Raw genomic sequence first — 23,685 nt, 5'->3', positions numbered from 1 at the left:
TCTGCGATGCTCGTTGGAGAGAGTGAGATGGGTGTCTCTGGTGTGGGGCTAGCGGCCCCACACCAGAGACACCCATCTCACTCTCTCGGCATATTCTCAGGGAGAAGGAGCGGCCTCAAATGCCCCGATATCACAGGCGGTGCCTTGTGGCCGTTTCATTGCACGTTGATCAGTAGAGACGATAGTGAGGCAAACTTTACTCGGAATTTTGTCAATCGCAGGACTCCCTGGAAGCAATGCGTACGTTTCGGTCAGTCCACCATTATCTTTCAAGGGACCAATGTCTGGTGACATCCCCTTCAGATCAGTCGGAACAACATTTCCAGGGAGCAGAGATGCATGTGAAACATTCTGAATCAGATTGTAGCCGCGTGAGGTAAGTGTTCCCAGAATATCTGCTCCAATTGGCGCATTATTGGCAGCTACGATGCTATCCTCCATCTCCGCATGAGCTACTCCTCCCTGATCATCGATAGAGAGGCCCCCTCCACTCCGTTGCGCCTTATTTTGATAGATGGTACAAAATGCGATGGTGGCCTTCCCTCCGGTAATGTAGATCCCCCCGGCAGTATCAGAGGCCATATTGTCTGAGATGGTACTGTTGATAATGGAGAGATTGCCAAAGGCGAGGATGCCGCCAGCCGTAGAACCTTTGACTCCAGTAGCATTATTCCCAAAGATGGCGCTTCTATTGATGGTGAGTGTACCACCGGCATTATAAATCCCTCCACCATATTGAGCGCTATTGTTGGAAACAGTACTGTCGATCAACGTGAGTCTCGCGCCTTTGTTATTGAAGATCCCCCCTCCAGAACCAGATGACGAGTTGCCGGAAATCGTCACGTTCATAAGCTTGAGGGTTCCATCGTTAGCCACAATGCCTGCTTTTGCTTTTGCAGCCGTATTGCTCTCTTTAAAGCTCAAACCGGATATAGTCACAACATACCCATCGCTTATGTGCACGACATATCCACTATTGCCGCTACTGATAGCGAGAGCCGTTGCTCCTGGTCCCTGAATGGTCAGATTTTTACTCACAAGCAGGTCGTTGCTCTTCAACTGGATGGTTCCCCTGACATTGGGCATAAACTGGATAGTGCTCCCTGCTGGTGCTCTGTCAATGGCCCAACGGAGCGATCCTGGCCCGCCGTCATTATTGTTCATGACTAAGGTGGGGATTGCAAGCCAGTAAGTGGTACCTGCAGCGGCAACAAGCAGAAGAAAAATCACACCCATGTTGGCAACGAAGCGTCTCTGACGCCCGACGCTGGCCCGGATAAATGCGGCTTCCTGCTTGCTTGGCTGGCTACGTCCGGCCCATGCCTTCGCCTCTTTCAGTTGGGTGCCGCGATAGAGGCGGTCTTTTGGCCTGCGTCGTTGCTCCCACGCCTCAACGTCTTTGCTGATTGCCTGCTGGAGCCGGACATCCTCTCGCGTATCGCGTAGCCAGTTGTAGAGGCGCGCCCATTCCCTGATCAGAGCCTCGTGGCTCACTTCTACGGTTGTGGTGCCCGCCTGCTCGCTAGCTGTCAGCAAACGTGCCGTGATGAAGGTACTTGCGACATCCTGTAACAGAGCAGTCTGTCTGGCATCGGGTAGCGTGAGTTCTTCGAGCGTTGCGCGGCGGCGGGTCGTATCCTGCTCAGTCACGCCGGGATTGATCAGGCGCAGAAAAAGCACGCGTACAAGGTTGCGATGTTCTTCGGAGGGCAACGAGGCATAGACCGCTTCGGCATGCTTGATCAGTGCACCTTTGACGCCGCCTATCTCTTGATATGCTGTGAGCGTCAACGTCCGCTGATTACGTCGCTGGAAGAGTTGGTAGAGGGTGAATTCCAGCAGTGGCAGCGCACCCACCTGGCCCTGGGCCTCGAAGAGCAGGTCGCCCACCAGATTGCCCTCGAACGTCACGCGAACATCCGCCAGTTCTGCCGGTTCCTCGATCACCTGGCGCAGTTCGTAAACCTCCATCGGCAGCAGAGATTGATGATGCGCTTCCATCAGTTGATAGAGGTGAGGATAGAGCATCGGGCGGTCATAGAAATCGGCGCGCAGGGTGAGCAGAATCAGGGCCGGACCATGCTCTTCTGTTGCGGCTGCCGCCAGTAAATCGACGAAGATACGCTGTTCATCTGGCGAAATGGTCTGAGTGAATAATTCCTCAAACTGGTCGATAACAAACACGACGCGCCTGCCCGACTGTTTGACCATGCGTGCGGCATACCAGTGCAACCCGTGAGACGAGTCGTCTAGCAGATCTGCGAGAACCGTGCTCACCGGTCGGTCGGGGAACTGCGGTGCCAGCATCCGGGCCAGTGTTTCGAGAGGGTGCGTCCCCGGCACAATGGGCGGCGCATAGATCCATGTCTCGCTGCCGGGAAGCGCTCCATTGCGCAATTGTGGCAGCAGACCGGCCTGTATGGCGCTCGATTTGCCCGATCCGCTCGCTCCGACCAGCGCAAAGAGCCGGGAGCCAGGGCCACCCTGCTGTTCAGCTTTCAGCATCGCTCCGAGGTGCTGAATGATCTCGCTGACGAGAGCCTCACGTCCGAAAAAATCAACGGCGTCACTCTGGCGAAAGGCGTCTAGCCCCTTGTAGGGGTTGCGTGGTTCTGGCAGCGTCTCCTGGATCTTTGTGCTTGATTCAAAAGGAGAGATATGCGCCTCCCTCAGACAGGCAAGCAGTTCTTCGATCGCGGTTCGGTAGCGCTCGCCACGAGCATCGATCACGTCCACCGGGAGAAATGGTTTCCATATCTGGTCCAGCAGTAGCGCGGCCATTCCTTTTCCCTGCATCCAGACCAGCACAAGCTTTTTCTGATACATCAGAGCCAGATGCAGATGCTCTCTGATCAGGCGAGATGAGCGCGTCTGCGGCGTAATCACTATGACAACTCGATGGGTGGTACGTACGGCCTGTCGTAGTGCTTCCTGATCTGATCCTGGCTGGAGAAGATCATTAGAGATTCTGATGCCCCTCTGCTTCAGGTCTGCCGCCAGATAGGCCACCGTTGCCTCGCAGCCAGGAGCTGCTGAGAGAAAGACGGTCATTGCTGACGTGTTTCCGGGCGCATGGGGATCAGAGGCAGGAATGGATACGCTGCGGAATTGCGAAACGGTTTGTAAAGGGGTGGTTGATGGAGAATTCTCGTCGTGTTGATCACGCTGGAAGCAGGCGCTCTTTAACGCATGAGCGAAGGTAGAGATGCTCGCGTAGCGCTTTTGTGGATCTTTTTCTAATGCTTTGAGCACCACCTGTTCGACGGCGACGGGAAGATCAGGGCAGTGTTCGAGCAGGGGGCGTGGTGGCCTCATCTGGTGCTGCTGGAGGATCTGCATGCCAGTCCCCTCGAAGGGCCGGGTGCCTGTGATCCATTCATAAGCGATAATGGCAAGCGAATACTGATCGCTGGCAAAAGAAGATTTACCGTGTGCCTGCTCCGGTGCCATATAGGGGAGCGTGCCGCCAAACTCCTGAGTACTGCGTTTGTCTGGCATATCAAAGAGGGCCAGCCCAAAATCGCTAAGGATCAATGATTGACGTTCATCCAGTAAGATGTTTTCCGGCTTGACATCGCGATGGACGGTATGCAGGTTATGAGCATATTGCAGAGCCGAGGCGATCTGCTCAACATAATCCACTACCATATACAGTGGTAAGCGCGAGCCACGAGGATGCCGCTGGCGCAGAGTGCCGCCGGAGACATACTCCGTGATGAGCACAGGAGAGCCATTATCGATGGCAAAATCAAGCACGCGCACGATATGCGGATGGTGAAGACGTACGAGGGTTCGAGCTTCTTGCAGAAAGCTCTGTGCATCTTTATCAGAGAGCGAGAAGCGCAGCATTTTGAGGGCCGCCGGACTGTTGAGATAGCGATGTTTGCCCAGATACACATCGGCAAAGCCTCCGCGACCGATCATGCGCACGATACGGTAGTTGCCAATTTGTTGACCTGTATGGTCAGACTCACTGTCAGACATATGTTTGTTCCCTTTGGATAAGAGAAGGATGGCTTAATAGATTGTTAAAAGCCATAAATGGCGGCGCTGAAACATATGCACTAAGAGGATAGATAGATGCATCTCACTATATAGACGTGACAGGCACCTCTTTTTAAATACGGACAGCAGTTGTGCCAGCTTGGTCCAGCCCCCAAGCTCTGCGACAGCGAGGTGCTCACGATGGAAGTGGTGGGATCGTATCTGGGGTTGAATCAGGATAGCGCCCTCTTTGACTACTTCCGTCGCCACTGTTCGTATTTCTTTCCGACTCTGCGCCAGATACATCGAACGACCTTTGTGCGACAAGCGGCCAACTTGGGTTGTGTTGCAAGAAAGAAGCTCATCTGTTATGGTGAGAGGAAAAGAACGTGGGAGGAGCCACCATGAGCGAACAGCACCCCTTCAAATGGCGTCATTTCCAGCCCGACCTCATGCTCTTGCGTGTACGCTGGTATTTGCGCTCTGCACTCAGCTATCGGGATCCAGAAGAGATCATGTTGGAGAGGGTTCTGTCAGAACTCAGATGATGATTTGGCGTAGCGGCCACTCATGGAGTATGCTTGTGAGAAGCATACATCTTATGAGGAGTGACCCATGAATTGCCCACACTGTACATCCCTTTCTACGAAAGAACAACGCAAAAAAAACATCCTCGGATACCGGATATTCCGCTGCTCAGCTTGCAAACGTGTTTTTAACGAACGCACCAGCACCCCCTTCAATTATCTCGAATACCCGACGGATATCGTCCTCCTCGTCGTACTTTGGCGGCTACGAGACATCCTGAGTCTTCGTGATGTGGCTGAAATGTTTTTGGAGCGCGGGTGGACCTTCATGAGACAGGAAGACGATTGGGAAGCTCGCTTTGCCCCGCTACTTGCGAACCAATTGCAAGGAAAGCAGCATGGACAAGCGGGGAAATCCTGGTATGTCGATGAAACGTACATCAAGGTGCATGGAAAGTGGTGCTATCTCTATCGAGCGATTGATCACGATGGCAATTTGGTGGATTCGCTTTTGAGCAAAACGCGGGATATGGAGGCGGCCACGCTCCAGAACGGGTGACAACAGATGGACACGGCACCTCACCACGAGCCGTGCGCGAAACAGTGGGCGATCAGGTACATCATCGAACCAATACATACCTCAACAATCACCTGGAGCAAGACCATAGGGGAATCAAGCAACGATAGTATCCTATGCATGGCTTTGGAAACGTTGACTCGGCGGCCCGTTTTTGTTGTGATGCGCGACGAATTTTCGACAGACAATAACCAGTTCCCTCTCTCCACACAAGGGAGTCCTCCGATTTCCATCCCACAAACGGCGCAAAACACGGTCAACCTCGACGGAATCGCGATGGGCAAAGCGTGAAATGATCTGGGCAGCCGTCAACGAGTAACGCACGTTTTGGGATTCCAACAGAAAAACCCGTGAAAGACATGGCATCTGGAAAGATGCCCTTCATTTGTCCGTTACGAGGGGCACAGCAGCGTGCCAAAAACCTTGGTTTAATGAGAACTCCACCCGTCTTCATCTCTGGAAACAGGAGGCATGACAAATATCGTCCTTTTGCCCAAATGGTAGAGTGAGATGGGGAGAAGAGAGACGTTCTCTATAAGAACCTGGACCCATCTCACCTTGACCTCGATTTATTTTCCAAGTATGCGGGTCAGGACATCCTCCAGGGCCTGCTCGGGTTGTGTCTTGTGTGCTGGGGAACGCCATGCGACGAATCCATCGGGGCGCACCAGAGCCATTCCGGTGGTGCTCACACCATAGGCTGCATACCAGCGTTCTTCGACATCACGTAGCCCAGCGGGGCTGATCTGCCAAGCATCCAATGGCATGCCCAGGCGCTCAGCCACGGTGCGTGCGGCAGTGATCCAGGGAAATCCCTCCGAGCCTACCAGCACCACAAAGTTTCGTCCGAACAGGTCTATCGTCGAGAGACACTCTCCGGCGCGCTCAAGCACCATATGGGGAGCACGCGTTCCTGGCGAGCCTGCGAGTGTCCTCGGATGCTGTGTCAGGGAAGCTCCAGCCGAGTCCAATTCTGCCACCATTGCTCCACGCTGGTAGCGGTAGCCGAAGATCAGCGAGGCATCATCGATCAGAGAACTGGAAGCGCTGTGGGTGCGATAGAGGAAGCGCTGCATCGTTTGCTCCACAGGGCTTTCCAGTTCTCCGCTCAAAGGGGTGCAGGGGTCTCCCTGCCGGGGCCTGGGGCGTCCCCAGTTTCCTTCCCTCCTTCGCGCGCCGCCTGCGGCGGCGCGCAAAAGAGAAGAAAAAAGGTTTTTGCGGGGACACCCCGCACCCCGGCAAAGGGCTGCCGCCCTCTGCACTCCCGCTAGATGGGAGAATTGGAAAGCCCTGGTTTGCTCCACCATCAACTTGCCAACCGGGAGTCGCTCCTCTTGGTAGGAGGCGAGCAGAGAAGGAGCAGCTTGTCCGCCCAGGACCAGGGCCATCTTCCAGGCGAGATTGAACGCATCCTGGATACCAGTGCTGGCCCCCATCGCGCCGGTAGGCAGGATCGTGTGTGCCGAGTCACCGGCCAGGAAGACGTGATCCCGCTGGTACTGCTCGGCCCAGAGGGCGGTCAGTTCCCACAGCCCCACTTTGACCGTGTCCCAGGGGTAGGCAGGCAGAATCTTGACCTCAAGATCGGACACGCCAACAGCGATGCGAATCAGCTGGGTACAGTATTCATCGGTCAGATCCTCACGGCGTTCTCCGCGCTCGGGATGCAGAGCGGAGGTAAACATCCAGCGCCGCTGATTGTCGATGGGCATCAGAAAGCCCTGCCCATCGGGCAACTGAGGATTATCGATGTAGCAGAGTGTGATTCGTCGCCCACGCAGAACCGCACTTAGATCGGCATCGAAGATGACGTTGGGGATGTAGGCAATCACACCGGGTCCTTGCCTTGAGATGCCGAGGGTCTGGCGAACTGTGCTATGATTGCCATCCGCACCCACCAGATAGCTTGCCCGTACCTGCCACGTATCGCCGCTCGTTCGCTTACGAAGTAGGGCGGAAACTCCCTCTGCGATGCTGTTACAGGGCGAAACGATAGCCAGGCCATCCTGACAGCGCTCGAACACGCAGACCTTTTTCTCCAGACGATTGGGGACGATGGGCAATGGTATCGCTATCACGCGCTGTTCGCTGAAGCGATGCAAGCTGAGACGCCTGACGCAAGATGCCCAGATCTTGTGCTTGATGCGAGCAGCGGCCTGGTACGAGCAGCACGGCCTCCTGTCGGAAGCGATCGAAGTCACCTTGCAGGCACGTGCCTATTCGCAGGCAGTCGCGCTTCTTGAACGCTATGTGGGACAAGAGCAGCACTACACCGAGCGTCATGATCTGTCTAGGATGCAGACCTGGTTGCAGCAACTCCCTGAAACGCTGGTGCTGGCACACCCGGTCTTGAGCTTCATTAATGCGTGTGCGCTCACTTTCCTCTCTGCCTCTGACCACCTCGCGCCGACGACCAGGGATCGTGTCCAGACCTTTCTGGATGGAGCGGGGCGGGAATGGAGACGGGCCGGACTGATCTTCAAGCAGGGTGAGGTTGCCGCTTTTCGCGCGCTCCTGGCTGCACGGCAGGAATGTGTCAGCGAAGCCGCGAATCTCGCCAGGCAGGCGTTGACCTGGCTTTCCGACGAGCAGTCCGTATGGCGCACCGTCTGTCTGGGTGTAATGGGAGAAGCTGCACGGCAGGCGGGGCAGGTTGCCACGGCGAGAGCATACTACCAGGAGATCCTCTCCCTTTGCGAGACGACCAATAATCAGCCCGGGAAACGGGTCGCGCTCCTCTCTCTGGGCGAGGTATGTGGCGCGGCAGGCGAATTGCGGCAAGCAGCCACGTTTTTCAGGCAGGTAGTAGAGCTGGCAGACGAGGACCTCTCTGATCTAGGCAAAGCGCTCACAGGTCTGGCGGAACTCTCCTATGAGTGGAATGATCTGGAGCGCGCCGAAGAGGAGGCACGAAAAGCGCTTGACCTGGCAAGACAACTGGCGGATGAGCCGCTTGAGGTGCGGACGACGCTTCTGCTGGTGCGGATCTCCCACGCCCGTGGAGAGGTCCGCCAGGCGCAGGAGAGGCTTTCGACGCTGCTTGCCCGTGCGTATCCAGCGCGTTCGCCTCATCTTTCTCGAACGATCCAGATGGTGCAGGCACGCCTGCGCCAGGCTCTCGATCCCCTGACCGAACTTTCGCGCTGGCTTCCGCCCTCCCCGGAGCCAGAAGAGCATCTTCCCCAGCTGTATCGCCTTCAGGAAGCGTTACTGAAGGCGCGCTGGCTGCTCGCGCAGGGGAACGCCCTGGAGACGCTGACGCTGCTTGCCCCCTGGGAAAAGGAAACCAGGGACTCTGGACAGCTCCGGTGCTTGCTGGAGATAGATTTGCTGAGGAGCCTGGCCTATCACCGGCTCAAAGACGTGTCGAGCACAAGATCGCTCTTGCGTCACGTCATCAGCCTAGCAGTTCCAGAGGGATATGCACGGCTCTTCCTCGACGAAGGCGAAGCTCTGCTTTCACTGCTGCGCCCCTTCGTCTCTCGTATCCGCGAGAAGCACCTCCAGAACTATCTCCAGCACCTGTTGAAGCCGTTTTCCGCTTCAGCACGTAGCGCTATCCCTCCTCCTCTCGCACATGGTATCCTTTCATCACTTTTCTCCGCTTATTGTTCTTTTCTCGTTCACCATACGTTATCGCTATGTCATCCACGGGTCAGACATAACCCTGCAAGAGGGGCGCTTCGCGTTGCTGCCAGGCTGAGAGAATACAGGTCGTGCGCTGGCAATACCCTCCTCGTGGCCTAACCGCTCAAAGCTCCATATTCTCGTTGAGATGCGCAAAATGCGTCACCTACCTACCTTGTTCGTTCGCAAGGATGTTGAAGCAGAAAGCCAGTCGTTTTCCAGTTGTACTGCAAAGCGTTGAAGAAAGGTGAACAGAGGCCGGGAGGAACGTCTGAGCCAAGAATGAAAGATGCTTACGCTGAAAAGATCTTTTTGTCATCAAAAGAAGGGTCTAGCAGTTTGTCGGAGAGAAGCAGGTACCCCTCGTGCAAATCCCAACATGCCTCATACGTAACCTCGCTGATCGAAATGTGATAATCTAGAGAGGGAGTATCCACTGGAAAGGTGATAATGATGAGCGAGCAAAAAGAAGATAAGTGTGACACGATTGATAATGATTCTAATCGCTATGAGCGTGGGATGGCCATTCTGCGGCAGGTTGGGGGGGAGAATTACGACGCCCCCATCCGCGCCCTCCAAGACATCGCGCCTGCGCTAGGCCGCTTCACCATCGAATTTGGGTATGGGGATGTCATCTCCCGCCCTGCTCTTGGTTTAAAACCTCGGCAACTCTGTACCGTCGCCGCTCTGGCAGCTTTAGGAAATGCTGCGCCCCAACTCCGGTATCACATTCATGGGGCGCGCAACGTTGGTTGGAGTCCCACAGAGATCATCGAGGTGCTGATCCTGGTGACCGTCTATGCTGGCTTTCCTGCTGCCCTCAATGGCATCTCAGCAGCACGCGAGGTCTTTGAGCAGCGTGGAGACAGGCCATCAGGCAACCAGGCATCTCTGGGCAGCGAAACAACGTCTGATCGATACGAACGGGGTATGCAGACTCTCCAGCGGGTGAGCAGTGGCTCAGGGGCAACCGTCGTCGAAAGCCTCAAGGACATCGCCCCCGATCTGGGTCGCTTCATTGTCGAGTTCTCCTACGGAGACGTAATCAATCGCCCCGGACTCGATGATAAGACCAAAGAACTCGCCACCATCGCCATGTGTACTGCCCTGGGTACGGCCCAACCCCAACTTGCGGTGCATATCCATGCTGCCCTCAATGTCGGCGCGACGGTTGAGGAAGTCGTGGAAACGATTCAGCAGATGGCGGTGTATGCAGGCTTCCCCGCTGCGCTCAATGGGATCAGCATCGCCAGAAAGGTCTTTGCGGATCGTACCGAGCGCCCCTAGGTGCTCGTCAGGAAGATCCCTCTTCTCTTCCTGGCCCGGCCCGATGACGATAAGCGCCTCGGCACGCAATAAGGCACTGTTGCAAAAACTCTGGGGACGTATGAGGGATGCCTCACTCCCTGTTCAATTTAGGTAGCCACTCCAAATAGGTGGGCGATGAAGGTGATCTGCCCGCTGATGTTTCCTTTCTTCACTCTTTGCACTTGTCCTTTTCTGATCATATGCATTGCTTCATATCCCTGTAATGTTTTCCATGCAGTGGTGAAGGAAAAGAAGCCCATTCCTGGTTTCACCAAACGTTTGATGAAACGGTGATCTTGTTCAACCAGGTTATTCAAGTATTTGACTTGCCGCAGGTCAAACGATGCGGGAAGGATTCCGTCGGCTTTGAGTTCGACAATGGCTTTGGGATAGGCAGCGTTCTTATCCACATTGATCACGCGCGGAGCCACATTCTTTGCATTGAACGCTACCGGCGCAGGCGATTGAGCTGTTTTCTTCTCGATGGTATTGGCCTGGGGAATCGAACGTGCAGAAGCACTGAGGGCTTTGAGAAAGAAGCGTTTGGCAGCCTGGGCATCGCGTGTTGCGCTCAAGAGAAATTCGAGCGTGTTTCCTTCAGAATCGACAGCTCGATAGAGATACGTCCAGGCTTTCTTGACTTTGATGTACGTTTCATCCACTTTCCAGGAATCATTGCAGGCTTTCAGGTGAGGTTGACAGCGTTTTTCCAACTCTGGGGCATATGCCTGAACCCAGCGGAAGATCGTCGTATGGTCAATGTCTAGTCCCCGTTCCAACATGAGTTCCTCGAGATCGCGATAGCTGAGCGCGTACCGCAAGTACCAGCGTACGCACAACAAAATGATCTCTGCTTGGAAATGACGCCATTTGAACAGATGCGAATGGTCCATAAGAGGGACCTCTTTTCAGAAAATAAGCCCAAGTTTACCTCACTAGTGCCATTTTCGCAACACAACCATCTTTCGTGCCTTTAGCTTATCAGAATCTTGAGATCACATCCAGATTTCGGAGAACGGCGAGTTGTAAATTGGATCACTCTATGTTGTAGTTCTGTGATAATTGCGTATTATAAAACAAATATTTATTACAGTCTCACGTAACGGGAGAGTCAAGCAGCAAAAGCGGGGCAGGCTCAACATAGCCACTGTTAGCGTTATGCTATGTTTCTTGCTATGATATAGATGATTGATCTCTGTTCTCAGATGAGGGTGAGGAGTTCTGAGGGGCCACGGCAGGCGTTAGCTCCCAGCAGCAATAATCCGCTGGCATAGTCAAGCCGACGGTTCACCCATAAAGTCAGGAGAGGGGATGAAACGTTTAGCTTCCGATGGGCATGAACGAGAGAACGCCTTTGGCCGTTCCTGTGTGAGGCTGCGCAAGACCATGAAGCTGACCCAACGTGAACTGGGCCGACTCCTTGGGATGAGCGAGCAGACCATTCAGTACTGGGAGCACGGCGTGTACTCGCCCACACCAGAGCATCTCGAGCGATTGCTTATACTCTGTATTCAGCAACATGTCTTTGCTTCAGGTCGCGAGCATGAGGAAGCGGAACGGCTGTGGCTGGCGGCAGGGCGGCAGGCAGATTTTGATGCCTCCTGGATGCGGGTGCAGCTCGCAGCGCCATCTGCTCCCGCAGTGTTGAAACAGGGGGTAGCCCAGACCGTAGAGCCGCCGGCTCGTCAGGAACCCCTATCCGCCCCGTCGCGCTTCGATTGGGGAGATGCCCTCGATGTGCGCAATTTTTACGGACGCCAGGCCGAGCGTATCCAGCTTGAACAGTGGGTGATCCAGGAGCACTCCCAAGTGATGAGTGTGTTTGGCATGGGAGGCATTGGCAAGTCAGCTCTTTCGGTCACGTTCATGTACCAGGTTGTACCTGCTTTCCAGAGTGTGGTCTTTCGTTCCGTGCGTGATGCCCCCTCATGTCAGGATCTACTCGTCGACTGCCTGCAGGTCCTCTCGCCTCAGCCTCTGTCGGCCATTCCAGGCGACATTGACCAGTGTATAGATCTGCTGCTGGAGTGCTTTCAAACGCAGCGCTGTCTGCTTGTGCTGGATAACATGGAAGCGCTGCTGCAAGAGCACGATCAAAAAGGTCGCTATCGTCCAGGCTACGAAGACTATGCTATACTGTTGCGCCGCGTGGCCGAAACGCCGCACCAGAGTTGTGTGCTCATCACCAGCCGGGAGATTCCGACCAACCTTGGACAACTGGAGGGTCGTCTGACATCCGTGCACATACTGCGCCTTTCTGGGCTGGAGTCAGCCGCTTGTGAGCAGTTGTTGAAGGAGCGAGAAGCAGTTGGCACTACGCAGGACAGGGAGCGTCTGATCCAGATGTATGCGGGCAATCCGCTGGCCTTGAAGATAGTTTCCGAGATTATTGCCGAACTCTTCGGAGGTGAGATCAGTGCCTTTCTTGAGCAGGGTGGGATGGTCTTTAGTAATATCCGTGACCTGCTCACCGAACAATATGCACGGCTCTCTGCTCTGGAACAGGCGTTGCTGACCTGGCTGGCGGTCGTACGCGAACCACTGGGTGTCGACGAACTGCTCACGATGCTTATGCCTCCAATCCCTCGTGAGATAGTAAGAGAGGCATTAGACGCGTTACAACGGCGCTCGTTGATTGAGCAGGGAAAGCAACAGGCGACGTTCACCTTGCAATCGGTGGTGATGGAATACGTGACGGAGGTGCTGGTGGAGCGGGTGAGTGAGCAGATCCAAAGCGAGGCGTTAGATCACTTGATCAGATATGCGCTTGCGCAGGCAGGAGCTAAGGAACATGTACGGCAGACGCAAGAGCGGCTGATCGTAGCCCCGGTTATCCGGGACCTGCGCACTGTGTACCGAGATGCAGAGGTAGTTGCAGAGCATTTACTTGCATTGCTCATCCAACTGCGTACATGGGAACAGGAAGCTCAGGGCTATGGGCCAGCCAACCTCATCACCCTGGTACGAGGGCTCCGTGGGCATCTACGAAATCTCGATCTCTCGCATCTCGTCATCCGCGGTGCATATATGCAGGGGGTCGAAATGCAGGATACCTCGCTCGCGGAAGCCACCCTCTGTGATACTATTTTTACCGAGGCTCTTGACGCCGCCTGGTCCGTCGCCATCAGTGGCGACGGGACGTTTTGGGCAGCGGGTAGCAGGCGAGGAGAAATAAGAGTGTGGAGAGAGGGAGGACAGACCTTGCATCTTGTTTGGCAGGCTCACACCGACAATACCTATGCCCTTGCCTTTAGCCCGGATGGACGCACCCTGGCTAGCGGCAGTTGGGATGGTACCGTCAAACTGTGGGAGTTGGAACGTGGCACTCTGCTCTGGAGAGGTTGGCATACTAACAGCATCAACTGTGTGGCCTTTGCCCCTGATGGGCGCATCCTCGCCAGTGGTGGAGATGATGCGATTGTCCATATCTGGGATGTGGTTTCTGGCACGAACGTGCAGACATTGGTCGGTTATGGTGGCGCTGTGTATGCAGTGGCCTGGAGTCCTGATGGCAGTATGCTCGCCAGTAGTAGCTTCGATGGCAGCATTCGACTGTGGCAACTGCAGGGAACACAGCTTGCCACCTGCCTCAGGATCCTCACCGGACATATCAATTGGGTGACGGGACTGTCCTTTGCCCCCGACGGAAGAACCCTGGTCAGTACGAGTTGGGACCAGACGATCAAGCTGTGGGATGTAGCCAGCGGGCACGAGCGCCAGACACTGGTGGAGCACATGGATCGTGTGCATCGCGTGGCCTGGAGTCCCGATGGGCGGACAGTGGCCAGTGCGGGGTATGACAAAGCGATTCGATTGTGGGATGTCGAACGGAGTAGCAATCGAGCGATACTACATGGGCACACCGCCGATGTGTACAGTCTTGCTTTCTCCCCCGACAGTCGCAGCCTACTTAGTGGCAGTGAAGATGGCACGTTACGGGTGTGGGATGTCGAAAGTGGACAATGTGTGCGCATCATGCAGGGTTACGCAGTCTCCTTCTACGACATCGACTGGAGTCCTGATGGCACGCGGCTAGCCAGCGCAGATACCGATACCTTTGTCACCATCTGGGATGTAACTGGCAGAATGCAGCCCATAGTGTTGTTGGGGCATCATTGGACCGTACATGGAATCGCCTGGAGCCCAAATGGTCAGCTTCTGGCTAGCGGTGGGTGGGACAATGCCATCCGACTGTGGGATGTGTCCACAGGTGCCTGTCTGCGTTTGCTGCGGGACCCTGACTATGTCGACAATATTTTTCAGGGTGTGGCCTGGAGCCCCGATGGGCGGCTGCTGGCTTGTGGAAGCTATATGCATGGGGTGCAGGTGTGGGATATGATAACATATACCCGCCGTTGGGTTGGCCTCACGCACCTGACCAAGATCCGCCGCGTATCCTGGAGTCCGAGTAGCATCCAATTGGCCTGCTGTGGGGATGATGGCAATGTGTGCCTGTGGGATGCTTCAGACGGCACTCTGCTTCAGACGCTCAAGGGACACAGCGGTATGGTCGCGAGTGTGGCCTGGAATCAGAATGGGACCCGACTGGCTAGTGGAGGAGGGGGTAGAGACAGTGGGGAACTGTTTGTATGGGATGTGCAGAGCGGAGAACGCCTACAAACATTTCCCGGACATGAAGGTATCGTGTCTGCCGTGATCTGGAGTAAGCAAGGAGATCTGCTAGTTAGTGGAGGCAGCGACGGGATGCTCCGCTGGTGGGACCAGCAGAGCGGAAAGTGTCTGGCAAAGCGCGAAGCGCATGACGGTTGGGTTCAGTCGCTCAAGATCAGTCCCGATGGGCGTTTACTGGCGAGTAGCGGTGATGATAGCACCATTCGGTTGTGGGATCTTGAGAGCGCCGAGCCTCAGGGGACGCTGCGCCGCGACCGGCCCTATGAGCGGCTCAATATCACAGGGACCAGAGGACTGACGGAGGCACAGAAGATCACGCTGCGCTCCCTGGGTGCGATTGAATCAGCTGCCACGCACGGAGCGGGCTCCCCAGATCATGGCGGCCTTTGGTAGGTATTGTCAACTTAGCAATTGAAGAAAATGCAATCTCACTGTTGTGCTTAGGGAACTGAAGACTTCCTTCTCTCAGCTATCGTGGAGGAATTCGGCGGCCTTCTCCTCAATCGCCCCCAATGTGCGCAGCGTGATCTTCTGTGCCTCCGTCAGTCCTCTGGTCCCTGTGATATTGAGCCGCTCATAGGGCCGGTCGCGGCGCAGCGTCCCCTGAGGCTCGGCGCTCTCAAGATCCCACAACCGAATGGCGCTATCATCACCGCTACTCGCCAGTAAACGCCCATCAGGACTGATCTTGAGCGACTGAACAGCACCTTGATGCCCCTCGCATACCCTTAGACACTCCCCACTCTGGACCTCCCACCAACGAATGCGCCCGTCGCTGCCTCCACTAATCAGCAGATCTCCCCGCTTATTCCAGGCGACGGCAAACACACTGTCAGGATGCCCTTTCAAGGTTTGTGTGCGTTCCCCGCTCTGCGCGTTCCACACGAATATCTCTCCTTCGCCTCTGCCGCCCCCTCCACTTGCCAAACGACTACTATCCGGGTTCCAGGCTATGTTCCTAACCCTGCCACTATGCCCCGGCAACCTTGCGAGCAGTGCCCCATCAAAGCTGTCCCACAGACAAACGCTGCCATCATCACCACAACTAGCCAGCCGCGTGCCGTCTGGACTCCAGGCTACGCAACGGATTCTAGTTGGGTGGGTGCGTCCAACCCAACAGCGTGTGTGGGTCTCTACATTCCAGACTTGCACTCCACGCATATAGCTCCCACTGGCCACCATCTGCCCATCTGGACTCCAGGCCATACCATAGAAGATAGTATCGACATAATCAGGGTCGCGGAGGGTGTGAAGACAGACACCTGTGGTCGGGTCCCACAATCGGATGGCATTGTCTCGCCCACTACTCGCCAGGAGTCGACCATCTGGACTCCAGACGACCCCAAACACGGTCCAGCTATGTCCGCGCAATACCTGAGGCTGCATCCCGCCAGCCACGTCCCAGATGGTCACCAGCATATCAGAACCTCCACTAGCCAGCCGCGTGTTATCGAGACTCCATGCCACGTCATAGAAGGAGACCATGTAGCCTTGTATGATATGTACGCATTGTCCACTTTCAACATCCCACACCCGTAACGTGCCATCTTCACTGCCACTAAGTAGGCTGCTGCTGTCAGGAGTGAAGGCAAGACTGTACACCACAGCGGCATGCCCATGCAGCGCCACTCGATAGCTGCTCCGTTCGACATCCCAGAGCCAGATAGTGTTGCCAAAGCCCGCACTGGCCAGCGTGCGTCCATCGGGACTCCATGCCACAGCATACAGTCGCTCCGTGTGCCCTGTAAGCGTCTGGCGCTCGCGCCCACTGGCAACCTCCCACAGCTTGACGGTGCCATCCCAACTCCCGCTAGCCAATTGGGTGCCATCAGGGGCAAAGGCCAGGGCGAACACCCAGTTGGTATGTCCGATGAGGATCTTGGCGCAGGTGGCAAGCTGAGTTTCCTGCAATTGCCACAGTCGGATGCTGCCATCGAAGCTACTACTGGCGAGCATACTGCCATCAGGACTCCAGACCATAGAGAATATAGGGTCAGGATGCGGCAGTGTTTGCACGTTTGTGCCGGATGTCACCTTCCAGAGTTGGATGACCGCATCATCTCCCGCACTAGCGAGTGTCTGTCCATCGGGGGAAAAGGCCACGCTGCGAATCATGTCAGTATGCCAACCCGTCCAGAGCAGAGCACCATCCTCCAGGTCCCACAGTTTGACGGTGCCATCCCAACTCCCAGTTGCCAGGGTGCGTCCACTCGGGCTGAAGGCGAGGGCATAGGTATTGTCGGTATGAGCCTGCCAAACAAGATGCAAAATTTGACCGCCCTCGCGCCACACGCGCACTTCCCCCTGCCCACTGCCCGCCGCCCAGTACTTGCCGTTGCTGCTGATGGCTACAGCCCAGGCGACATCGAAAGCCTCAGTGAAGACAGTGTCACGGAGGGTGGCTCCTGCTAGCGAGGCACCCCGCATCTCGACGCCCTGCAAATAGGCTCCTCGGATGACAAGCCGCGACAGATCGATGCCTTCCAGATGCCCACGGTGCTGACGTAGTAGTGCAATCAGGTTCGCTGGTCCATAGCCCTGTGCATGCTCTGCCTGCTCGCGCAACTGATGCAGCAGGAAGAGTAACTGCTCCTCTATTTCACCTCGTCCATGATATAAGCTGTACAGTTGTGCGAGAATTGGTGCTACAATCAGCCGCTGCTGGGCCTGTCGCACGTATTCCTGGGCATGGGCCTGTTCCAATCCATGTTCAATGAAGCGATGCAACTTCCGCTGCCGAATCTCGTTCGTCACCTCCGTGATCAGCACTGTAGTTATAGACTCCAGCACCACGGCTTGCAATGTGAAGCTAGCAAGGCGTTGCCCTCGCTCGATCAGGGACCGCCGACGCAGACTATCAATGGCTTCGAGTATCTGAACGCGTGGAGGAGGGGCGAGCAGCATTGCCTGCAATTCATCGATGGTCATCGGCTCACGGACGATCGCCAGCCAGCGCAAGATGGTCTGCTCCATGGCGGAAAGCCGAGCGAATTGCTCGGAGAGCAGGTCGGAGATACCGCCAAAGATCACCGTATCCCCTGAGAGAAACTGATCAATCTCGCCCCCGAAGAGATCAGCGATGGTTTCGGCCACGATCTTCAAAGCCAGTGGGTTGCCCGCATATACCTCGGTGAGATATGCCCAATCTTGTGGCGAGCCGATCACGTCTTTCTCTGCGAATAACTGTTCGCAGGCGGCAACATCCAGTCCGGAGAGGCGCAACGAGCGCATGGGAGCATATTTCCCTTCCAATGCCCTTAGTTCACCTGGTTTCTCTCTTGAAGTGAGCAGCAAGCAACTCTGGTGCATTGTTTCGGCCACCCGGCGCAGTAGCATTCCGTATCCCTCAAAGCCTGGACGGAAACGTCCTTTGATGTTCCCCTCTTCTAGAAGAGATTCTAAATTATCTAGAACCAGGAGCACACGACCCTTGCGGAAGCGCTCAATCAGGAGACTGATACGTCGTTCAAGGCTGGCAGGGACGGTGTTGAGAAGCTCTGGAGAGAGCACCTGCAAACAGTCATCGAGTAGCACATCGCAAGAGGGAGCATCGCGTAGCGAGCGAAAGAGTACAATCTCGAAGTGTTCGGCTACCTGATGCATTAGGTTGACCGAGAGCGTTGACTTGCCAATACCTCCCATGCCTAGCAAGCTTATCACTCGACAGCGCTCCTGCACTATCCACTGCGTCAGTAGGGTCAGTTCTTGCTCACATCCGTAGAAGGTTGGAACAGCGAGTGCGTCACCCCAATCGATGTGTGGCCTGGCAGCAGGCTGAGTTACAGGTGATTCAAGCGGCCTCGTGCCTTTGACTGACTGAGGCGCGAGGGAGGCAAGTGGTGGATCGGATTGGTCAAATAGGGTAGAGAGCCACCGCTCATCGAGCAACACTTTCTGGTGAGCCGCTTTCCAGAGGCCACGGATCTCCTCGACCTCTCGTCCCGCAGGAAGGGCCCGGTGTTTCACACAGAGACCAATGAACACTTTGAGATGCTCGGTTTTGGGATAACTGTTGCCAGCCTCCCAATCTCCCACCGCACGCCGTGAGACATGGAGGAATTCGGCCAGTTCCGCTTGTGTCAGACCAAGTGTTGTCCGCAGTGTTACCATCAGCTGACCAAAGGCATAGTCTCGCTCGCCATAGTTACGGATACCCATCGGCATGCTCTTCTTGCGTGACCCTGGGAGTGAAAGCACAGCAAGGTGAAGTAACACGTCATCCGATGGATGGTGGCTTCCTCGAGAAATGTCTCTATGCTAGTAGAGTATGTTGGGTATACCCCCAAGCGGGTCAACGCCTAGCTGAGGTTGTATGAGGAAATGGCAAGTGAACCCATACAACCTATCCGATTCTCTACGTCTATAATAGCAGATGATTTGGAAGATGACGAGTGTTCAATGAAGTTCGACACTGTTTTATGGGTCAGCTGGCTTGTACTCAGGCTGGGCCCGAAACTACACTATAACAATGCCAGCTTCGTTTGTGACGCCTGGTTTTCTAATTTTTTTACTAAATAGATCTCTACACTTGATGCATCATGCACTATGCTATGCTCTGTTGTTGACGGCGATGACGGCATTCTCTCCATTGCTTTAAAACCTGTTCAGCATGCTGTGTGCATATGCCATGTGAACCTTGACCTGCTTTAATACCCTGCTCAGAGAGACACCACGCGCATAAGGGTCTATCCCATATAGCTATGCCGCTATTGAGTTGACCGTCTCTCAAGCCTCCGTTTTGCTTTCGCTCTATCGTATTCAGGCCAATGAACATTGGGGACTCCTATCTGGGTGACAAATAAAAACAAGTCCTCCTACGCAATAGAGGTGGAGACCTGTGAATATATCACTTCTAGCGATGATGGATGTGAAACATCGCGGCGGCTTTACATCCTATGTCAGAAGCGGCACAACCCATTTGGCAAACGGGTTTTCCTTCTTCCTATGTAGCAGTATAGATGTATACCCTGGAGAAGTCACCGGACATCAGATGGCATATCACTTCCATATGCTTCGCTTCTCTAGGTCATGTGAGAAGAGGTCTCACAGACTCAGAAGCGCTTTATTTAATAAGAAAGTCCTCGTCATCTCTCAGAAAATTTGTTATTATAGGTGGAGAGAGTTAGAGGAGGCTGTATGGGTTCACTTGCCAATCCCCCATACAACCTCGAACAGGCGTTGATCCGCTTGGAGGGCACACCCAACAGACATTAGTATAATAGTGTTTCAGAGGGAAGTCACCATCCATCAGTTAGCGTGTCACTTCCCATCGCTTCGCTTTTGTAGGTTACATAGAAAGGAGAGGTCGATGAAGACCTCATATAGTAAGCGAGACTATGCTTTCGGGCAAGCGATGCTGACACTGCGAACCGCGATCGGCTTGACGCAAATGGGACTGGCTGAACTCCTCGGTGTTTCACGGCGGGCGGTAGGGGAGTGGGAGGCTGGCAACAGTTATCCCAAAGCCGAACACCTCAAAAACTTCATTGCTCTCGGGGCGAAACAGCAGGCATTTCCCGCTGGGCGCGAAGCAGCGGAGATCCGCACGCTCTGGGGAGCGGCTCATCAGAAGGTGCTGCTCGATGAACAGTGGCTCTCAGTGTTACTGGGTCAACAGCGTTCTCCACTCCCTTTTGTTGTGCCATCGTTGGCCGAAGAAACCGGAGCCAGTGAGCAGATTATGGCTCACTCCGCTCCTGGGCCACGTGTGGATTGGGGTGACGCGCTCGCAGTCCCAATCTTCTATGGACGCGAGCAAGAACTGACCCTACTGACCCAATGGGTGGTACAGGAGCGCTGTCAGGTCGTGAGTGTGCTGGGTATAGGAGGCGTCGGCAAGTCGGCGCTGGCGGTCAGCGTGATGCACCGACTTGCCGAACACTTTGAGGTCGTGATCTTTCGTTCGCTGCGCGATGCTCCCTCTTGCGACGCTCTACTCGATGACTGCCTGCAGGTACTCTCCCCCCAGCAACTTGGCGAAGTGTCTGCCAGTCTTGAACGACGCATTAGCCTTCTAATTGAGCTCTTACGTACATTTCGCGCACTTGTGATTCTGGACAACCTGGAAACTATTCTGGAGGAAGGGAAAGTTACAGGCCATCTCCGCCCCGGCTTTGAGGGATACGGGCGGTTACTGCGCCGGATGGGCGAAACGATGCACCGGAGTTGCCTGTTGCTGACCTCCCGCGAGAAACCGGCTGAGTTGAGACCGCTGGAGGGTAGCGGGACCCCTGTGCGGTCATTACGCCTCTCGGGTCTGGATGCCATTGCCTGCGAGCAGCTACTCGCAGAGAGAGATGTGCTTGGCACCCCACAGGACCTGGCTCGTCTCGTCGCAGTCTATACCGGCAACCCGCTGGCTTTGAAGATTGTGGCGGAGACCATCACCGATCTCTTTGGGGGCGAGATCGGCCAGTTCCTTGTCGAGGGTACGCTGATCTTTGGGAATATTGCTGAATTGCTCACTGAGCAATTCGCCCGGCTCTCCCCTCTGGAGCAGACCGTCTTGCGCTGGCTGGCGATCGTCCGTGAGCCGGTGACTATCAATGAGTTACTGGCCATGCTGGTCGCACCCCTACCGCGTGTTCGGGTGCTGGAAGCCATCGATGGCCTGCGACGCCGCTCCCTGATCGAGCGTGGGCAGCGCCAGGGCAGCTTTACGCTGCAATCGGTAGTGCTGGAGTATGTGACCGCAGCACTGATCGCGGAGATAACCAGCGAGATCCAGCAGCGCCAGCTGGATCGACTCATCCAGCACGGACTGGAACAGGCCCATGCCAAGGAATACATACGACAGACCCAGGAACGGCTGCTAGTGGTCCCTCTACTGGTAGCCCTACGAAGTGTGTATCAGGGGCAAGTCGAACTGGAGGAGCACCTGCTCTCGCTGCTCGACCAGTTGCGCGAACGGGCTGAGTACGCGCAGGGTTATGGACCAGCAAACCTGATCGCGCTACTGCGTCTGCAGCGCGGGCATCTGCGCAGTGTTGATCTCTCTAATCTTTCCATTCGTGGAGCCTATTTGCAAGGGACCCAGATGCAAGATGCCTCCCTGGTTGGAGCATACATTCGCGATACCATCTTTACCGAAACCCTCGATGCCATCTGGTCGGTCGCGATCAGCCGCAACGGCACGTTTTGGGCTGCGGGCACCTGGCGGGGAGAAGTGTGTGTCTGGAGCGAGGAAGGCCAGCGCTTACACCTGGCCTGGCAGGCGCACACCGATAATGTGTTTACGCTGGCCATGAGCCCGGACGAATGTCTGCTGGCCACTGGGAGCTTCGATGGGGCGGTCAAGCTGTGGGATCTGTACAGTGGGGCCTTGCTCTGGACCACTTGGCATACCGGTCGCATTTACAGTGTGACCTTTGCTCCTGATGGGCGCACGCTTGCCAGTGGAGGCATGGATGCCATGATCTGGCTATGGGACGTGGCGAGCGGCAAGCCTCTGCAAACACTGGTCAGCCCGGGTGGGGCAGTGTACGCTGTGGCCTGGAGTCCCGATGAGCACCTGCTCGCCAGTGGCGGTTTTGATGGTCGCATTCAGTTGTGGCAGTTGCAAGAAAGCCGACCCGCAACCCTTGCCAAGACCCTGCTAGGTCATACCAACTGGATCCACCGCCTGGCTTTTGCCCCTGACGGCACCCGACTGGCCAGTGCCAGTTGGGATCACACGGTCAAATTATGGGATCTGAGTCGTGGAGAGGTGGACCAGAGCTTGACTGGGCACACCCAACGGGTAGACGCGGTGGCCTGGAGCCCCGATGGACGCACCGTCGCCAGTTGCGGCTTTGACGCCATCATCCGAATGTGGGATATGGCCCAGCAGCGCTACCGCGCGGCCTTGCGTGGACATAGAGCCGCCGTCTACGATCTGGCCTTCACCCCCGATAGCCGCCGCTTGCTCAGCGGCAGTGAAGATAGCACGTTACGGGTCTGGGATGTGCCTAGTGGACAGTGCCTGCGCACCATCGAGGGGTATGCAGTCTCCTTCTACGACCTGGCGTGGAGTCCTGATGGGTACATGCTCGTTAGTGCAGGCTCGGATGCGCAGGTCACCCTCTGGCAGGTCAGAGATGAGATGGGCCATAAGGAACTGCGAGGGCATCACTGGATGGTGTACGGAGTGGCGTGGAGTCCTGATGGGCACATGCTGGCCAGCAGTGGGTGGGACAATACCATTCGATTATGGGAGCCAGCCACAGGGAAGTGTTTGCAGGTGCTGCACGACCCCGATCATCGTGATACTATGTTTCATGGCATCGCTTGGAGTCCCGATGGGCGTCGGTTGGCCAGCGGAACTTATCTGCATGGCATGCAGATGTGGGATATGAACACGCGCACCCTGTGTTGGGCCGAGAAGACCCATCAGACCTCGATCCGTAGTGTCGCCTGGAACCCAGAGGGGACACGAATAGCAGGTGGGGGCGAGGATGGCTACGTCTATCTGTGGGATAGCGAGGATGGCACCTTGCAGTTACGGCTCTCGGGTCACCAGGGCTCGGTCGTCAGCGTGGCCTGGAGCCCCGATGGGAGATGGCTGGTCAGTGTAGGTGGACGTCGAGGCAGTGGGGAAGTCTTTGTGTGGAACATGCAGAGCGCGGAACGCGTGCAAGGCCAGGTAGGGCACCTGGACATGGTCGGGGCCGTGACCTGGGATCCGAGCAGCGATCAACTGATCAGTGGAGATAGCGACGGGCTCTTACGCTGGTGGCATGCCCAAAGTGGGCAGTGTGTGCAGACCCGGGTCGCCCATCAGGGAACCATTCGGTCACTCAAGATCAGCCCTGATGGCCGCAGGCTCGCCAGTTGCGGGATTGACGGGACTATCAAGTTCTGGGATCTGCACAACGGGGAGTGTGTGCAGACGTTACGGTATGAGCGTCCATATGAGCGACTCGATATTACAGGGGTTAAAGGGTTGCCTGAGGCGCAAATTGGAACATTGCGAGCGTTGGGAGCGATTGATGAGAAGAGTGATAACTAGCTGAGGGGTTGAGCCTCTGATAAACTGATGGCTATGAAAACACA

General features: G+C 55.7%; 9 protein-coding genes and 3 pseudogenes. 8 read left to right on the top strand and 4 right to left on the bottom strand.

Features of this window, described 5'->3' with window-relative positions:
• Positions 1–96: 96 nt before the first annotated feature.
• Positions 97–3,984, bottom strand: coding sequence for an nSTAND1 domain-containing NTPase (locus tag K3T83_RS01110; protein WP_220201156.1), 3,888 nt, complete (start codon positions 3,982–3,984; stop codon positions 97–99).
• A gap of 156 nt (positions 3,985–4,140) precedes the next feature.
• Between K3T83_RS01110 and K3T83_RS58580 the strand changes: the two are divergent.
• From K3T83_RS58580 to K3T83_RS58575, 4 genes and pseudogenes are all read left to right on the top strand, one after another.
• A pseudogene (locus tag K3T83_RS58580) lies at positions 4,141–4,323 on the top strand (IS982 family transposase); the annotation flags it as partial.
• 65 nt (positions 4,324–4,388) lie between these two features.
• A pseudogene (locus K3T83_RS01105) lies at positions 4,389–4,517 on the top strand (IS6 family transposase); the annotation flags it as partial.
• 82 nt (positions 4,518–4,599) lie between these two features.
• Positions 4,600–5,195, top strand: a pseudogene (locus tag K3T83_RS01100) (IS6 family transposase); the annotation flags it as partial.
• The gene (locus K3T83_RS58575) at positions 5,077–5,379 is read left to right on the top strand and encodes a hypothetical protein (RefSeq protein ID WP_220208374.1); all 303 of its coding nucleotides are present in this window, start codon (positions 5,077–5,079) and stop codon (positions 5,377–5,379) included. The pseudogene K3T83_RS01100 and the gene K3T83_RS58575, both read left to right, overlap by 119 nt.
• 278 nt (positions 5,380–5,657) lie before the next feature.
• On the opposite strand, the gene K3T83_RS01090 is transcribed toward K3T83_RS58575, so the two are convergent.
• Positions 5,658–7,190, bottom strand: coding sequence for an FAD-dependent monooxygenase (locus tag K3T83_RS01090; protein WP_220201155.1), 1,533 nt, complete (start codon positions 7,188–7,190; stop codon positions 5,658–5,660).
• On the opposite strand from K3T83_RS01090, the gene K3T83_RS01085 reads away from it, so the two are divergent.
• Both K3T83_RS01085 and K3T83_RS01080 read left to right on the top strand, forming a co-directional pair.
• Positions 7,144–8,835: a tetratricopeptide repeat protein gene (locus tag K3T83_RS01085; protein ID WP_220201154.1), complete on the top strand. Its 1,692-nt coding sequence runs from the start codon at positions 7,144–7,146 to the stop codon at positions 8,833–8,835. The two genes, K3T83_RS01090 and K3T83_RS01085, sit on opposite strands and share 47 nt — an antisense overlap.
• A gap of 330 nt (positions 8,836–9,165) precedes the next feature.
• Positions 9,166–10,002, top strand: a complete 837-nt coding sequence (locus K3T83_RS01080; protein ID WP_220201153.1) for a carboxymuconolactone decarboxylase family protein — start codon at positions 9,166–9,168, stop codon at positions 10,000–10,002.
• Positions 10,003–10,130: 128 nt separating this feature from the next.
• On the opposite strand, the gene K3T83_RS01075 is transcribed toward K3T83_RS01080, so the two are convergent.
• A complete protein-coding gene (locus K3T83_RS01075) occupies positions 10,131–10,916 on the bottom strand; it encodes an IS6 family transposase (protein WP_220201152.1) in 786 nt (261 codons plus the stop codon).
• Positions 10,917–11,334: 418 nt separating this feature from the next.
• Here K3T83_RS01075 and K3T83_RS01070 point away from each other — a divergent pair, with 418 nt between their 5' ends.
• Positions 11,335–15,048 carry a WD40 domain-containing protein gene (locus tag K3T83_RS01070; RefSeq protein ID WP_220201151.1) on the top strand — a complete coding sequence of 1,238 codons (3,714 nt, stop codon included), beginning with the start codon at positions 11,335–11,337 and terminating at the stop codon, positions 15,046–15,048.
• 72 nt (positions 15,049–15,120) lie between these two features.
• Here K3T83_RS01070 and K3T83_RS01065 read toward each other — a convergent pair whose 3' ends face one another.
• Complete coding sequence (locus K3T83_RS01065) at positions 15,121–18,813, bottom strand: WD40 domain-containing protein (RefSeq protein ID WP_220201150.1); 3,693 nt, start codon at positions 18,811–18,813, stop codon at positions 15,121–15,123.
• 1,150 nt (positions 18,814–19,963) lie between these two features.
• Here K3T83_RS01065 and K3T83_RS01060 point away from each other — a divergent pair.
• Positions 19,964–23,641, top strand: coding sequence for a WD40 domain-containing protein (locus K3T83_RS01060; RefSeq protein WP_220201149.1), 3,678 nt, complete (start codon positions 19,964–19,966; stop codon positions 23,639–23,641).
• Positions 23,642–23,685: the final 44 nt, after the last annotated feature.

Source organism: Reticulibacter mediterranei, assembly GCF_016587455.1.
The sequence above is the reverse complement of the archived record's forward strand: the minus strand, read 5'-3'. Positions and strand labels throughout refer to the sequence as shown.

Bases quoted from the DNA above. Each gene is read 5' to 3' on its own strand.
- K3T83_RS01110 (WP_220201156.1), bottom strand. From the start codon at position 3,984: ATGTCTGACAGTGAGTCTGACCATACAGGTCAACAAATTGGCAACTAC.
- K3T83_RS58575 (WP_220208374.1), top strand. From the start codon at position 5,077: ATGGACACGGCACCTCACCACGAGCCGTGCGCGAAACAGTGGGCGATC.
- K3T83_RS01085 (WP_220201154.1), top strand. From the start codon at position 7,144: ATGGGCAATGGTATCGCTATCACGCGCTGTTCGCTGAAGCGATGCAAG.
- K3T83_RS01080 (WP_220201153.1), top strand. From the start codon at position 9,166: ATGATGAGCGAGCAAAAAGAAGATAAGTGTGACACGATTGATAATGAT.
- K3T83_RS01075 (WP_220201152.1), bottom strand. From the start codon at position 10,916: ATGGACCATTCGCATCTGTTCAAATGGCGTCATTTCCAAGCAGAGATC.
- K3T83_RS01070 (WP_220201151.1), top strand. From the start codon at position 11,335: ATGAAACGTTTAGCTTCCGATGGGCATGAACGAGAGAACGCCTTTGGC.
- K3T83_RS01065 (WP_220201150.1), bottom strand. From the start codon at position 18,813: ATGGGTATCCGTAACTATGGCGAGCGAGACTATGCCTTTGGTCAGCTG.
- K3T83_RS01060 (WP_220201149.1), top strand. From the start codon at position 19,964: ATGAAGACCTCATATAGTAAGCGAGACTATGCTTTCGGGCAAGCGATG.